General features: G+C 69.2%; 13 protein-coding genes. 5 read left to right on the top strand and 8 right to left on the bottom strand.

Annotated elements, in window-relative coordinates; genetic code table 11:
* Nucleotides 1–222: 222 nt before the first annotated feature.
* Nucleotides 223–903 (bottom strand): outer membrane beta-barrel protein, encoded by a 681-nt coding sequence (locus QNJ67_05760; GenBank protein MDJ0608463.1) that lies wholly within the window; start codon nt 901–903, stop codon nt 223–225.
* A 288-nt stretch (nt 904–1191) separates the two neighbouring features.
* On the opposite strand from QNJ67_05760, the gene QNJ67_05755 reads away from it, so the two are divergent.
* Nucleotides 1192–1620 carry an NUDIX hydrolase gene (locus QNJ67_05755; GenBank protein ID MDJ0608462.1) on the top strand — a complete coding sequence of 143 codons (429 nt, stop codon included), beginning with the start codon at nt 1192–1194 and terminating at the stop codon, nt 1618–1620.
* Between the two features lie 7 nt (nt 1621–1627).
* On the opposite strand, the gene QNJ67_05750 is transcribed toward QNJ67_05755, so the two are convergent.
* Nucleotides 1628–2239, bottom strand: a complete 612-nt coding sequence (locus tag QNJ67_05750; GenBank protein MDJ0608461.1) for a glutathione S-transferase N-terminal domain-containing protein — start codon at nt 2237–2239, stop codon at nt 1628–1630.
* A gap of 125 nt (nt 2240–2364) precedes the next feature.
* Between QNJ67_05750 and QNJ67_05745 the strand changes: the two genes are divergently transcribed.
* The 3 genes from QNJ67_05745 (at nt 2365) to QNJ67_05735 (ending at nt 5374) form a co-directional block, all read left to right on the top strand.
* Nucleotides 2365–3114 carry a methyltransferase domain-containing protein gene (locus tag QNJ67_05745; GenBank protein ID MDJ0608460.1) on the top strand — a complete coding sequence of 250 codons (750 nt, stop codon included), beginning with the start codon at nt 2365–2367 and terminating at the stop codon, nt 3112–3114.
* A 209-nt stretch (nt 3115–3323) separates the two neighbouring features.
* Nucleotides 3324–4409, top strand: a complete 1086-nt coding sequence (gene hisC / locus QNJ67_05740; protein MDJ0608459.1) for a histidinol-phosphate transaminase — start codon at nt 3324–3326, stop codon at nt 4407–4409.
* Nucleotides 4406–5374, top strand: coding sequence for a prephenate/arogenate dehydrogenase family protein (locus QNJ67_05735; protein MDJ0608458.1), 969 nt, complete (start codon nt 4406–4408; stop codon nt 5372–5374). Before hisC ends, QNJ67_05735 begins: the two co-directional genes overlap by 4 nt.
* On the opposite strand, the gene QNJ67_05730 is transcribed toward QNJ67_05735, so the two are convergent.
* A complete protein-coding gene (locus QNJ67_05730; protein MDJ0608457.1) occupies nt 5313–6407 on the bottom strand; it encodes a DUF2125 domain-containing protein in 1095 nt (364 codons plus the stop codon). The two genes, QNJ67_05735 and QNJ67_05730, sit on opposite strands and share 62 nt — an antisense overlap.
* 44 nt (nt 6408–6451) lie before the next feature.
* On the opposite strand from QNJ67_05730, the gene QNJ67_05725 reads away from it, so the two are divergent.
* Nucleotides 6452–7057 (top strand): gamma-glutamylcyclotransferase, encoded by a 606-nt coding sequence (locus QNJ67_05725; protein MDJ0608456.1) that lies wholly within the window; start codon nt 6452–6454, stop codon nt 7055–7057.
* A gap of 12 nt (nt 7058–7069) precedes the next feature.
* Here the strand turns inward: QNJ67_05725 and QNJ67_05720 are convergent, their stop codons facing one another.
* The 5 genes from QNJ67_05720 to QNJ67_05700 form a co-directional block, all read right to left on the bottom strand.
* On the bottom strand, nt 7070–9385 hold the full coding sequence (locus QNJ67_05720) for an adenosylcobalamin-dependent ribonucleoside-diphosphate reductase (GenBank protein ID MDJ0608455.1): 2316 nt from the start codon (nt 9383–9385) through the stop codon (nt 7070–7072).
* A 222-nt stretch (nt 9386–9607) separates the two neighbouring features.
* Complete coding sequence (locus QNJ67_05715) at nt 9608–10357, bottom strand: lysophospholipid acyltransferase family protein (protein ID MDJ0608454.1); 750 nt, start codon at nt 10355–10357, stop codon at nt 9608–9610.
* Nucleotides 10354–10971, bottom strand: a complete 618-nt coding sequence (locus QNJ67_05710; protein ID MDJ0608453.1) for a YdcF family protein — start codon at nt 10969–10971, stop codon at nt 10354–10356. Before QNJ67_05710 ends, QNJ67_05715 begins: the two co-directional genes overlap by 4 nt.
* A gap of 14 nt (nt 10972–10985) precedes the next feature.
* On the bottom strand, nt 10986–11876 hold the full coding sequence (locus QNJ67_05705; GenBank protein MDJ0608452.1) for a hypothetical protein: 891 nt from the start codon (nt 11874–11876) through the stop codon (nt 10986–10988).
* Nucleotides 11877–12578, bottom strand: a complete 702-nt coding sequence (locus tag QNJ67_05700) for an ATP-binding cassette domain-containing protein (protein MDJ0608451.1) — start codon at nt 12576–12578, stop codon at nt 11877–11879. It abuts the gene before it with no gap.
* Nucleotides 12579–12687: the final 109 nt, after the last annotated feature.

Genomic DNA, 12687 nt, shown 5'->3' with positions numbered 1-12687 from the left:
TTCAAACCGAGTGAAACTGCTCTAAGACGATGATCTAGAGCGGATCATAATTTGACGGAGGCGCTTCGCGGTTCCGGCAAAAGAGTTCCGTGCGAAGTCAAGTTGTTGGAGCAGACCCGACCCGGGTTCGGTGGAGTCGTCAAGGACGATCCATCGACCCGGCGGCTCCGCTCGAGTCTTACGGTGTCGGGCGTGGGGAAACGTCGCGCCGACCCCTTCCGGTCAGAAGTTGTAGCGGAATCCTATCAAGCCGCTGTGGGCCGAATAGCCCTCGGCGTCCTCGCTGCCTTCGTCCGGGCCGGAACTGAGGCCGAGGTTCTCGGCGGCGAAGAAGCGGTACCCCAAGAAGATCTCGACCGGGTCGTCGGGTTGGTACGAGAGGCCGAGCATTCCCTGGTAGGCGATGTGTGCCTCGTCGTCCTGGTACCAGGGATCGTCCAAGCCGGCCGCGCCTGCAGACACCCCGCCGCCCTCTCCCGGCAGGCGCGCGAGCCCCAGGCCCGCGCCGGCGAAGAGGCGCCACCGCGGCGAGACGCTGTAGTCGTAGTAGCCATTAGCCATGAGGGCGCTCGACCCGGCCTCGGGGCCGATCACGTCCGTCAGGGGGAAGAGGTCGTCGGAGGCCTGCCAACCTACCCCGTCCGCCAGCTCCGCGCCCGAGAGAATCTGGCCTTCGGCCCGAAAACCGCTCCAGCTGAAATCCAGGGGATCGACCAGGTCACTGTCCTCCGGGGACGGCTCGTCAAGGGCCGGCGGCTCTTGCGGCACGCCCTGATCGAAGTTGCCGATGACGTACCAGCTGTCCTGAGCCCCGGCCTGGCTTGGCCAGACGGCCAGGGCTCCAAGCACCGGCAACACCAGGCTGAGCGGGGTCGGTTCGTGATGGTATGCGGCGGTCGGCAAGGTTCTATTACGGCTCCGGTCGCCGGTGCCTTCGCGTCCGCGGAGAAGATCAAGTGCCGTTGCGCGATGACCACCGGCAATGCTCAATCCCAGATGCTATCGGGCAGAGTGTTAAATTTGGTTAACGCGGCGGTGGCCGGCGGCGCTTCCGCTGTGTCAGTCCGGTGTCAATTCTCACCTCGCGGGTCGGCGCGGGCATTGTCTTGCCGTTCGCCGTAACCTCGCCAAGATGTCCTGCCGCCTCACCCGGCGGAAACGGCCGCGGCTGGACGTGAAGGGGAAGGCCCGATGAGAAGCGACTATCCGAACCGTCCCTTGGTCGGCGTCGGGGTGGTGGTGTTCAAAGACGACCGTGTGCTGCTGATCCGCCGGGGCAAGCCGCCGCGCGCGGGGGTCTGGTCGCTGCCGGGCGGCCGGCAGCGGCTGGGCGAGCGGGTGCGCGAAACCGCGGTCAGAGAGGTCGCCGAAGAGTGCGGCATCGAGATCGAGGTGACGGCCCTGCTCGACGTGCTGGATTCCATGACCCGCGACGACCAGGGTGTGCTCGCCTACCACTACACCCTGGTGGATTTCCTGGCCGAGTGGCGCCACGGGGAAGCTCGCGCCGGAGGTGACGCCGCCGAGGTCGCCTGGGCCTCCCCGGCGGACCTGGATCATTTCGATCTATGGCGCGAAACGCTGCGCATCATCCGCCTGGGGGCCGAGCAGCGAAACTAGCGGGCACTCAGTCGGGCGGCATGGTCGCCTTCATGGAGGGGCGCTCGGCGAAGTCAGCGTACCAGGCGGCCAGCCGCGGCCGACCCTCGCGCCAGGCATCCTCGGCGAAGCGGAAGTCGAGATAGCCCAGGGCGCAGGCGACCGCGATCTGGGCCAGATTGACCGGCCCGGTGAGCGGCGCGCCGTCGGCCTGGCGCTCCAGGGTGTCCAGCGCCTTGGCGATCTTGCTCTGCTGGCGTCCCAGCCAGTCGTCCCAGCGCAGCTCGGCGGGACGCATCTTGATCTCGATGATCCGGGCGACCGCGCTATCCATGATGCCGTCGGCCAGCGCCGCCGTATTGAGGACCTGCCAGCGCGTTGTCCCGGCATCTGGGATCAGGGGCGCGCCGCCGTGCAGGGAATCGAGATGCTCGCAGATCAGCGGGGAGTCGCAGAGGACCGTACCCTCGTCGGTGGTCAGCGCCGGGACCTTGCCGAGGGGGTTGTCGTCCTGGATGTCGGTCGCCGGATCCCAGACGTTGGTTGCCACCCGCTCGATGCGGCCGTCGAGACCTGTCTCGAGCGCCATGACCGCGACCTTTCGGACATAGGGGCTGGTCGGCGCGTAGCGCAGTTTCATGGTTGCCTCCCGATGTTTCCTGCCAAGCCTCCGGCGGTCGCCGGGCGGCGCACGTTAACACTCCGGGCGGGCCGGGCAAGGGCGCCTTTCGCCGGGCCGCCCGGCCTGCTAAGATCGGTCTCATCATGTGGCACGATGTCGTTGATCTCAGGGACTTTTACGAAACCCAGCTGGGCGAGGTCGCGCGCCAGACGATCCGCCGCGCGGTGCGCAACCTCTGGCCCGACCTGCACGGGCAGTCGCTGCTCGGTCTAGGCTACGCGACCCCCTATCTGCGCCAGTTCCGCGCCGAGGCCGCCCCGCTCCTGGCCTGCATGCCGGCGGCCCAGGGCGTGCTGCACTGGCCGCCGGAGGGACCCAACACCGTCGCGCTCGCCGACGAGTTCGAGCTCCCGCTGCCCGACTACTCGATCGACCGGGTTCTCCTGGTCCACGCCTTCGAGAGCACCGAGAACCTGCGGGCCATGTTGCACGAGGTCTGGCGGGTCCTGACAGGGGACGGCCGGGTCCTGATCGTCGTGCCCAACCGGCGCGGCCTCTGGACCCGCTTCGAGCGGACCCCCTTCGGCTGGGGCCATCCCTTTAGCCGGGCCCAGCTGTCGAGGCTTCTGCGGGACAACCTCTTCACGCCGGCGCGCACCGAGCGGGCGCTCTACATCCCGCCGGTCAGATCGCGGACGCTGTTGCGCTCCGCGATGGCGTGGGAGCGTCTCGGCCAGCGCTGGTTCCCGACCTTTTCCGGGGTCCTCATGATCGAGGCGAGCAAGCAGCTCTACGCGCCCACCGCGGTGCGGGAACGGGCCCGGCGGCGACGGCCCGTGGTGGTCGCCTTTCCCCAGGTCGCGCGCCGCCTGTCGCGCAGCGACGAGAGCTAGCCGCTACGTCCCACCCACTTTACGGGTCTGCGTGGCGCCCTCCTGCCGACAGGCCGGTAAAGCCGTGCAGCGCGCTGCTGACGCGTCGAAATGCGGGCGCTGACAGGGGCTGGAAGTCTTTGCTTTTGCCCCGCCGCCGGACTATTTCTTGCGCCCGCCACAACGCTTTTGGGCCATTCAGGCCAATCCGGCGAGGAGAAGGAATTTCCATGCCGCTTGCCGCGAGACCGGGCATCGAGCAGATCAAGGCCTACGTCGGGGGCGAATCCGGGCTGGCCGGCGCCGACCGGGTCATCCGGCTGGCCTCCAACGAGAACCCGCTGGGGCCGAGCCCCGCCGCCGTCGACGCCTACCGGGCGATCGCGCAGGATCTCCACCGCTATCCGGACGGCGGCAGCGTCGAGCTGCGCGAGACGCTGCAGCAGGTTCATGGTCTGGACGCGGCGCAGATCGTCTGCGGTTCCGGCTCCGACGAGCTGATCGCCCTGCTGGTGCGGCTCTACGCCGGGCCGGGCGACGAGGTGCTGTACAGCGCCCACGGCTTTCTCATGTACGCCATCGCCGCCAAGGGCGTCGGCGCGACGCCGGTCTCGGCGCCGGAGAGCAACCTGACGGCCGATGTCGACGCGCTCCTGGAACGGGTAAGCGAGCGCACCCGGCTGGTCTTCCTTGCCAACCCCAACAACCCCACGGGCAGCTACCTGCCGACCGCGGAATTGGCGCGCTTGCGGGCAGGCCTGCCGGACAACGTGCTGCTGGTCATCGACGCCGCCTACGCCGAGTACGTGAGCGCGTCCGACTACGACGACGGGGCCGGCCTGGTCGCCGCGCTCGATAACGTCGTCATGCTGCGCACCTTCTCCAAGATCTACGGGCTGGCCGCCCTGCGCCTCGGCTGGGCCTACTGCCCGCCGGCCGTCGCCGACCTGCTCAACCGCCTGCGCGGCCCCTTCAACGTGACGGCGCCGGCGCAGGCGGCCGGCGTCGCTGCCCTGCGCGACCAGGCCTATGTGCACCGCTGCCGGGACGACAACGCCCGGACCCTGGCGTGGTTCACGGAGCGGGTCCGAGGTCTCGGTCTGGAGGTCGCGCCCAGCGTCGGCAACTTCGTGCTGGCGAGCTTCCCAGAACGGCCCGGCGCCGACGCCAAGGCGGCCGCCGCGCATCTGAGGCGCCGCGGGATCCTGGTCCGCGGCATGGCTGGCTACGGCCTGCCGAGCGCGCTACGCATCTCGATAGGCACCGACGAGGACATGGCGGCGGTGGTGGAGGCCCTGTCGGACCTGGCGTCATGAGCGCGGAACGCACGACGCTCCCGTTTCGCCGGGTTGCGATCCTCGGCATGGGTCTGATTGGCTCGTCCCTTGCCAGGGCCGCGCAGCGTCACGGGCTCGCCGAGTCGATCGTCGGCTGCGCGCGCAGCCCGGAGACCCGCAAGGCGGCGCTCGACTTGGGGCTCGCCGAACGGATGGAAGAATCCGCCGCGGCGAGCGTGACGGGCGCCGACCTGGTCCTGCTGTGCACCCCGATCGGCACCTTCGAGAGCCTGGCCCGGGCCATCGCGCCCGCGCTGGAGCCGGGCGCGATCGTCAGCGACGTCGGCTCGGTCAAGCAGTCGGTGGTTCGCGACGTCGGACCCCATCTGCCCGAGGGGGTTCACCTCGTACCGGGCCATCCGATCGCCGGCACCGAGCAGTCCGGCCCGGAGGCCGGCTTCGCAGAGCTGTTCGAGGACCGCTGGTGCATTCTCACCCCGCCGCCGGGCACCGACACCCGGTCCGTCGAGCGGGTCGCCGACTTCTGGCGGGCCTGCGGCAGCCAGGTCGAGATCATGGAGGCGGGGCATCACGACAAGGTGCTGGCGATCACCTCGCACCTGCCCCACCTCATCGCCTACACCATCGTCGGCACCGCGACCGATCTCGAGGAGGGCGAACGGGCCGAGGTGATCAAGTTCTCGGCCAGCGGCTTCCGCGACTTCACCCGGATCGCCGCCTCCGATCCGGTCATGTGGCGAGATGTCTTCCTGAACAACAGGGACGCCGTGCTGGAGATTCTCCAACGCTTCTCGGAGGACATCACCGCGCTGCAGAGGGCGATCCGCTGGGGCGAGGGCGCGGTTCTGGAGCAGCATTTCACGCGCACGCGCGCGATCCGGCGACGCGTGATCGAGGCGCACCAGGCCGGTACCTTCGATACTAGAGAACCGGAGAAAGCCGGGCGACCGCCAGAGGGCCCAGATAAAGGCGGCCCCGCGTAAGGTTGACCGGCATGGACATGGCGCCGCTCCCCCGGCGCGAGACGCCGACCCCCAGGAGCGCCAGCACCCCGCGCGCCGCCCGCGCCTGCTTGGCCTCGATCAAGCCGGCTTCGGCCAGCAGGTCGACGAGCTGGTCGAGCCCGTGGAAACGCGCACGCAGCTTGCCGCTCGGCCTGAGCTCGGGGTCCAGGGTCAGGGTGCCGCGTCCCTCGGCGTAGAGCGGGCCCCAGGTCAGGACCAGCCGGTGGACCTGGACCAGTCCGCCGGCGTCCCGCCAGGCAGCCAGCGCCGCGGCGCGATCCTCCGCTCGGCCGCCGGCCTCGAGGCGGCCCTTGAGCGTGGCGTCGATCTCTAGGCGTTCGATCTCCTGGCCGAGCACCGCCTCGACCCGGTCAGGCAGGACCAGGCCGCCCAGGTCGATCCGGAAATCAAGGCTCTCGGGCTGTTCTCCGTCGCCCTGGCGCAGCGGGCCGAGGATCGCCGAGAGGCGCTCGGCGCTGACTTCGGTGGGCGGCAGCGCGCCTTCGGACAGCTCCGCCTGCAGGGACCCGGTCTCCAGGAAGATCCGCTCGAGGCCGCCATGGGGCTGCAGGGTGACCTGCGAGCGCCCGCTCGAGAGCGCGAGCTCGGCCGAACGGGCCTCGGGCCCGGCCTCGTCGAAGCGGTGCCGTCCGGTCAGGTCGATCTCGAATTCGAAGGGTTTCCAGGGATCGGCGCTGGCCGCGAGGGAGGTCCCGCTGTAGCGCCAGCCGGCCGGCGCCGCGATACGCGGCGCGGCGAAGACCGTGCGGGCCCGGCCGGGAAATCCGCCGATCTCGGGCCGGCCGAATTCGATGGCGTAGCCCCGCGCCTCCTGCTCGGTTTGCCATTCGGCGATCGCCTGCGCCGCCCGGCCCGCCGCCCAGAACCAGTAGCCGGCGTAGGTCGCGGCGAGCAGGACTCCGAGCAGGGCCGCGGCGGCGAGCAGCCGGCGGCCCCAGCGGCGCACGGCGCCGGGCCGGTCGGCTTGCCCCGCGGCGTCGCCGGCCGTCATAATGCGCGGCCCAAGCGAAGATCAGTGTCCCGTTCCGAGAACCCATGTCCAAGTCCGCCGTGGAGCCGGCCAAGAGCCAAGGCGAGGTCGCCGGACGGGCCCGCCTCGTGCTGCCTCAGGGCCGGGATTTCTGGGTCTTCGGCTACGGCTCCTTGATGTGGCATCCGGGTTTCCCCCACATCGAGGTAAGGGTCGCCCGTCTCAGCGGCTATCACCGCCGCTTCTGCGTCTATTCCCACCGCTACCGCGGCACGCGGGAACGGCCGGGCCTGGTCCTCGGCCTCGACCGGGGCGGCTCCTGCCGCGGCCTGGTCTACCGGGTCCCCGCGGCGGAAGGCGAGGCCGCCATGGCCTACCTCTACGAACGCGAGATGGTGACCGGCGTCTACATGCCAACTTGGCTCACGGTCGCCACCGAAGCGGGCGCGCTCAGCGCCGCCGGGTTCGTCGTCGACCGCGCCCACGGTCAGTACACGGGACGGCTCAGCCTGGATGAGACCGCGTCCCTGATCGTCCAAGGCCGGGGCGAGAGAGGAACCTGCGGCGAGTACCTGGCGAAGACGGTCGGGCATCTGGAAGGTCTCGGTTTGGGGGCGGGTTCGCTGAAACGCCTGTTGAAGCTGGTCGACGCGCGCCGCTCCGGGCGGTAACCGCTTGGCGGGTCACTGGCACTTGGAGTAGCCGCAGGACGTGCAGAGGTCGCAGCCTTCCTGGTGGATAAGGCTCGCCGCGCCGCACTTGGGGCACTGGCGCACAAGCGACCCCGGCGCCTCGGCGCCGCCCGCCCGAAGGCGCAGCGCCTGCCTCTCCTCGTCCGGGCGATCCTCGGGGCGCGGCAGAAAGCCGATATCCATCATGTGGCGTTCCAGCACCTCGCCGATCGCGGCCAGCAGGGAGGGAACGTAGCGCCCGTGCATCCAGGCGCCGCCGCGCGGATCGAACACCGCCTTGAGCTCCTCGACCACGAAAGAAAGGTCACCGCCGCGCCGGAACACGGCCGAGATCATCCTGGTCAGCGCGACGGTCCAGGCATAGTGCTCCATGTTCTTGGAATTGATGAAGACCTCGAAGGGCCGGCGCCGGCCGTCGGTCATCACGTCGTTGACAGTGATGTAGATCGCGTGGTCGCTCTCCGGCCAGCGTAGCTTGTAGGTGCGGCCGGGCAGGGCCTCGGGCCGATCGAGCGGCTTGGCCATGTAGACCACGGCCCCTTCCTTCTCGACTTCCGCCGCTCGGCCGGTCGTCGCCACCGGCCCGGCCGCCGGCTCCTCAGGCGGCTCGGCGTCGGCGGCGACCAGGACCGCGCCCGTCACTGGGTTCGGCCGGTAGGTCGTGCAGCCCTTGCAGCCCAGCTCGTAGGCCCGGGCGTAGACGTCCTTGAAGGCCTCGAAGGAGATGTCGGCCGGCAGGTTGATCGTCTTGGAGACGGCGCTGTCGATCTTGCGCTGCACCGCGGCCTGCATCACGAGGTGTTCCTCCGGCGTCAGGGCCTGGGCGTCGACGAAGGCGTCGGTGAGCGGCGCGTCCGCGCCCTTGACTTGGCGGTAGAGCCGGTAGGCGTAGTCGCTGACATCCTCCTCGAGATGGGTGCCGTCGGCCTGCAGCACGCGGCGCCGGTGCCTGAAGCTGAACACCGGCTCGAGGCCGGACGAGAGGTTGTCCGCCAGCAGCGACGTGGTGCCGGTCGGCGCAACGGTGTTGACCAGAGCGTTGCGCATGCCGTGCTCGGCGATCAGCGCCCGCGTCTCGGCGTCGAGCGCCGCGACGGTCTCGCCCTCCAGATACTTGTCCCGGTCGAACAGGGGGAAGGCGCCCTTCTCGCGGGCCAGCGCCGCCGATGCGCGGTAGCTGGCGCGACGCAGCGCCTCGAGCCAGCTCTCGGTCGCGGCCACCGCCTCCGGGCTGCCGTAGCGCAGACCGCACATGATCAGGGCGTCCGCCAGGCCCGTGATGCCGAGGCCGATCCGGCGCTTGTCGCGCGCCTCTTTCTTCTGCTGAGGCAGGGGAAAGCGCGAGGCATCGATGGCGTTGTCCAGCATCCGGACGGCGACCGGCACCAGCTGCTCGAGACGGCCGAAGTCGAGCGCCGCGTCGGCCTCGAAGGGCCGCTCGACCAGCGCCGCCAGGTTGACCGCGCCGAGCAGGCAGGCACCGTAGGCGGGTAGCGGCTGCTCGGAGCAGGGGTTGGTGGCGAAGATCTCCTCGCAGTAGCTGAGATTGTTCCGCCGGTTGACCTGATCGATGAAGATCACGCCCGGTTCGGCGTAGTCGTAGGTCGCGCGCATGATGCGGTCCCAGAGGTCGCGCGCGCGCACGACCCGGTCCACCCGATCGCCGAAGCGCAGTTCCCAGGGCCCGTCGTTGCTGACTGCCGCCATGAAGGCGTCGGTCACCAGGACCGAGAGGTTGAACATGGTCAGGCGACCGGACTGCTGCTTGGCCTCGATGAAGGCCTCGATATCCGGGTGGTCGCAGCGCAGGGTCGCCATCATGGCGCCGCGCCGGGCGCCGGCGCTCATGATGGTCCGGCACATGGCGTCCCAGACGTCCATGAAGCTGAGTGGGCCGGAGGCGTCGGCGCCTACGCCGCTGACCGGCGCGCCGGCCGGCCTCAGGGACGAGAAGTCGTAGCCGATGCCGCCGCCCTGCTGCAGCGTCAGCGCCGCTTCTCTCAGGTGCGCGAAGATCCCGCCCATGTCGTCCGGGATCCGGCCCATGACGAAGCAGTTGAACAGCGTGACCTTGCGCCTGGTTCCGGCGCCCGCCAGGATGCGCCCCGCCGGGATGAACTGAAAGCCTTGCAGGGCCTTGAAGAAGCTGCCAGTCCAGGCTTTCGGGTCGTCCTCGGGTGCCGCCAGGGCCTTGGCGACCCGCCGCCAGGTATGCTCGATCGTTTTGTCCACAGGCTCGCCCGCCTCGTTCTTGAGGCGGTACTTCATGTCCCAAATGCGTTGAGCCAGGGGCGAAAGGTCGGTCATGGTCATAGGTCCTTCGCGCTGATCGCGATCAAGCCGGCGACAGCTAAACTAACTATATAGAACTAAAGCAGAATATTCGACACTCGCCGGCCGCTAATTCGTGCCCGCCGCGGCAACCGTAGCAGCGGCCCGGTCGCGGCGTGAGAAGCGCGGTCAGGGGCCCGGGTACGGTTCCAAAAAGCCTTGAATCCTCAATAGTGTACGTATGATCACTCCACAGCTTTATCCACAAGTTTCGGCGCTGTTCCGGTCCCCTCCGGCCTCCGCGATAAGACGCTCGCTGTTCGCCTCGATCACCTCCTTCAGCCGGTCGAGGAACTCCCGGCGGGGCAGTCCCGGGGGCATGCTCGGCAGCACCTCGAGCAGGATCCGCCCGGGCCGCTTGACGAACTTCCGGCGGCCCCAGAACAGACCCGAATTGAGGGCGACCGGGACCACGGGGACGTCGAGGGCGCGATACAAGGCGGCCACGCCTGGATGGTAGGGCCGGTGGTCGCCCGGCGCGGTGCGGGTACCCTCGGGAAAGATGACGATCGACCGGCCCGCCGCGAGCCGGTCCTCGGCGTCGGCGATCAGACCCTTGAGCGCTCGCGGCCCGCCGGCCCGGTCGATGGCGATCATCTGGGCGTGCGCCAGGGCCCGGCCGAACAGCGGGATGCGCAGCAGCTCCTGCTTCAGCACGTAGCAGGGCGCGTCGAAGACGAAGAGAAAGATCAGCGTGTCCCAGGCGGACTGATGCTTGGAGGCGATGATGCAGGGTCCCGGCGGCAGCCTTTCCAGGCCGAGCAGCCGGTGATCGATGCCGCAGAACAGCTTGAGCAGGCCGAACACGCTCCCGATCCAGAAGCGGCCCAGGGTGAAGACCGCATGGGGCCGGCAGAACGCGACCACCCAGGGAACCGTGATTATCGCCAGGAACACGGTCCAGACCCAGAAGCAGACATTGAAGGCGAGCGAACGCAGGACTTTCATGTGCCGGGCGCCGTGAGCCAGGTCCGCGCCACCGCGATCAGATACTTGCTGTACTCCGAGATCAGCAGATAGGCGCTGCCCGGCCAGAGCCACCAGTTCTCCTGCTTGAAGGTCTGCGGAAACACCGGGTGCGGCACGATCACCGCTTCGGGCATGGCGTGGCGGAACTCGAGCAGGCTGCGCGGCATGTGGTAGCTGGCGGTCACCAGGCGCAGCGACCGGAACCCCTGCTGCTCCATCCAGGCGGCCGTCTCGACCGCGTTGCCGCGGGTATTGTCAGCCTCGTGGCCCAGCGTGACGCAGCAGGAGAACTCCTCCGGCGACTGTTGGCGCACGCGAAACAGCTCGGTGATATCGACGCCGCGGTAGACGCCCGAAATGAAGAGCTTGCGCGCTTTCTCCTCGGTCAGCAGGTCGAGCCCCTGGGTGAGCCGCTCGCTACCCCCGGTCAGCACGACGATGGCGTCGGTGCCGCGTTCGAGGTCGGCGACCCCCGTCGGCAGGGCGGCGGCGTAGCGGACCAGCCCGGTAATCCAGGCCACGGCCAGCAGCGCTATCACGCCCCCGCCGATGTAGAGCGATGAGCGACGGCGCTTCCGGGTGAAGTTGCGCAAGAGTCCGACCCGTGTCAGGGCAGCTTCGCGAGGGTGCCGAGCACCGTCAGGCGAGCGGTCATCCTGGCTGCCAGCGCGGTGACCAACGGCAGCACCAGCAAGATGCCCCATTCCGGGGCCGAGAGGGAATAGACCGGCAGGCTGACCGCCTCCAGACGGTCGGAAAGCAGGCCCAGCGGCAGAATCGTGGCGCCGGCCAGGATCAGGCCAATGATGCCGCCGCGCAGCCCGAGCCGCATGGCGTGGCGCTGGAACTGGGCGGCGATGTAGGAGTCCCGGGCGCCGATGAGATGCAGGATCTCGATCACCGGCCGGTGGATCGACAGGCCCGTGCGGGTCACGAAGACGACCGCGAGCACGGCGGAGACGGCAACCAGGGCGACGATGCCGCCTGCGACCAGCTGGATCATCCGCGCCAGGCGCAGGAGACCGCCCAGCCACTGCTGGTGGTCGTCGACCCGGGTGCCGGGGACGGCGCCTTCGACGCGCCGGCCCAGGGCGGCCATGTCAGGCGGGGCGTCGATGTCGATGGTGACCGCGATCAGGGAGGGGAGCGGCAGGTTCTCGTCGGCCAAGGTCGTTCCGAGCCAGGGTTCCAGCAGCCCGGCCATGCGCTCGGGCCCGTAGGCTTCGCTCGACCGCACGCCCGGTGTTCCCCGAAGCGCGCCCATGACCCGCTCGATCCGTTCGGCGACCTCCTCGGTGCCGGCCTCGGGACCGACTGCGGGTATCTCGATGGTCAGCTCGCTGCTCAAGCCGCGGTCCCAGCGCTGCACCACCTTCTGCATCAGCATGGCGCTGGTCAGCGCCAGGGCCGCCAGATAGACCATGAAGGCGACCAGCCAGGGCAGGAATCGCTCGGAGGAATCCCGTGCGAGCGGCAGGTCGGCGGAAACGCGCGCCATCTAGTCCCGGCTCCCTGCCGTCGCCGCGGCTTCCGGCCGGCTCGGCTTCTCCACCCGGACGGTCCCGTCGCCGAGGCGCAGTATCGGGTGCTTGAACCGTTCGATCAGGTCTCTGCTGTGGGTGGCGATCACCACCGTGGTCCCGATCTTGTTGAGCTCGTCGAAGAGGTAGAGCAGGCGCATGGCGTGCCGGTGGTCGACGTTGCCGGTCGGCTCGTCGGCCAGGATCAGGTTGGGCTGGCCGATCACGGCGCGGGCGATCGCGACCCGCTGCTGCTGTCCGCCGGACAAGGTGGCCGGCAGGCTGTCGGCCGAGTCGCCCAGGCCGACCCAGGCGAGCAGCTCGGCCACGTGCTCGCGAATCTTGTCTTCGCGACGGCCGGCGATCCTGAGCGGCAGGGCGACGTTCTCCGCCACGCTCAGATGAGTCAGCAGCCGGAAGTCCTGAAACACGACGCCGATCTGCCGACGGAACAGCGCCCGCTCGTCACGGGTCAGGCTGGTCGAATCCCGCCCGAACAGCGTCATGCGGCCATCCGCCGGGTTGTTCGCGAGGAACATGGTTCGTAGCAGGGACGACTTGCCCGAGCCGCTCGGCCCGACCACGAAGTGGAACGATCCCGGGCGCAGGTGGAAAGACATGCCGCTCAGGATGTCGGGGCCGTTTCCGTATCTGATGGCGACATCCTCGAAACGAACCAAGGGCGTGTCGTCCTTTCGATCAGGCGGGTCGGTGAGGCTGGCGCGAGAAAGAAATAGTCCCGCGACCGGCGTAAAGCAACGACGGCGTCGGGTCCGGGCGGCTCCTTGC

This window comes from Kiloniellales bacterium (genome assembly GCA_030064845.1).
GTDB lineage: Bacteria > Pseudomonadota > Alphaproteobacteria > Kiloniellales > JAKSDN01 > JASJEC01.
Note: the sequence above shows the minus strand (reverse complement) of the source record. Positions and strands in the feature narration are given on the sequence as shown.

Bases quoted from the DNA above. Each gene is read 5' to 3' on its own strand.
- QNJ67_05755 (MDJ0608462.1), top strand. From the start codon at position 1,192: ATGAGAAGCGACTATCCGAACCGTCCCTTGGTCGGCGTCGGGGTGGTG.
- QNJ67_05750 (MDJ0608461.1), bottom strand. From the start codon at position 2,239: ATGAAACTGCGCTACGCGCCGACCAGCCCCTATGTCCGAAAGGTCGCG.
- QNJ67_05745 (MDJ0608460.1), top strand. From the start codon at position 2,365: ATGTGGCACGATGTCGTTGATCTCAGGGACTTTTACGAAACCCAGCTG.
- hisC (MDJ0608459.1), top strand. From the start codon at position 3,324: ATGCCGCTTGCCGCGAGACCGGGCATCGAGCAGATCAAGGCCTACGTC.
- QNJ67_05735 (MDJ0608458.1), top strand. From the start codon at position 4,406: ATGAGCGCGGAACGCACGACGCTCCCGTTTCGCCGGGTTGCGATCCTC.
- QNJ67_05730 (MDJ0608457.1), bottom strand. From the start codon at position 6,407: ATGACGGCCGGCGACGCCGCGGGGCAAGCCGACCGGCCCGGCGCCGTG.
- QNJ67_05725 (MDJ0608456.1), top strand. From the start codon at position 6,452: ATGTCCAAGTCCGCCGTGGAGCCGGCCAAGAGCCAAGGCGAGGTCGCC.
- QNJ67_05720 (MDJ0608455.1), bottom strand. From the start codon at position 9,385: ATGACCGACCTTTCGCCCCTGGCTCAACGCATTTGGGACATGAAGTAC.
- QNJ67_05715 (MDJ0608454.1), bottom strand. From the start codon at position 10,357: ATGAAAGTCCTGCGTTCGCTCGCCTTCAATGTCTGCTTCTGGGTCTGG.
- QNJ67_05705 (MDJ0608452.1), bottom strand. From the start codon at position 11,876: ATGGCGCGCGTTTCCGCCGACCTGCCGCTCGCACGGGATTCCTCCGAG.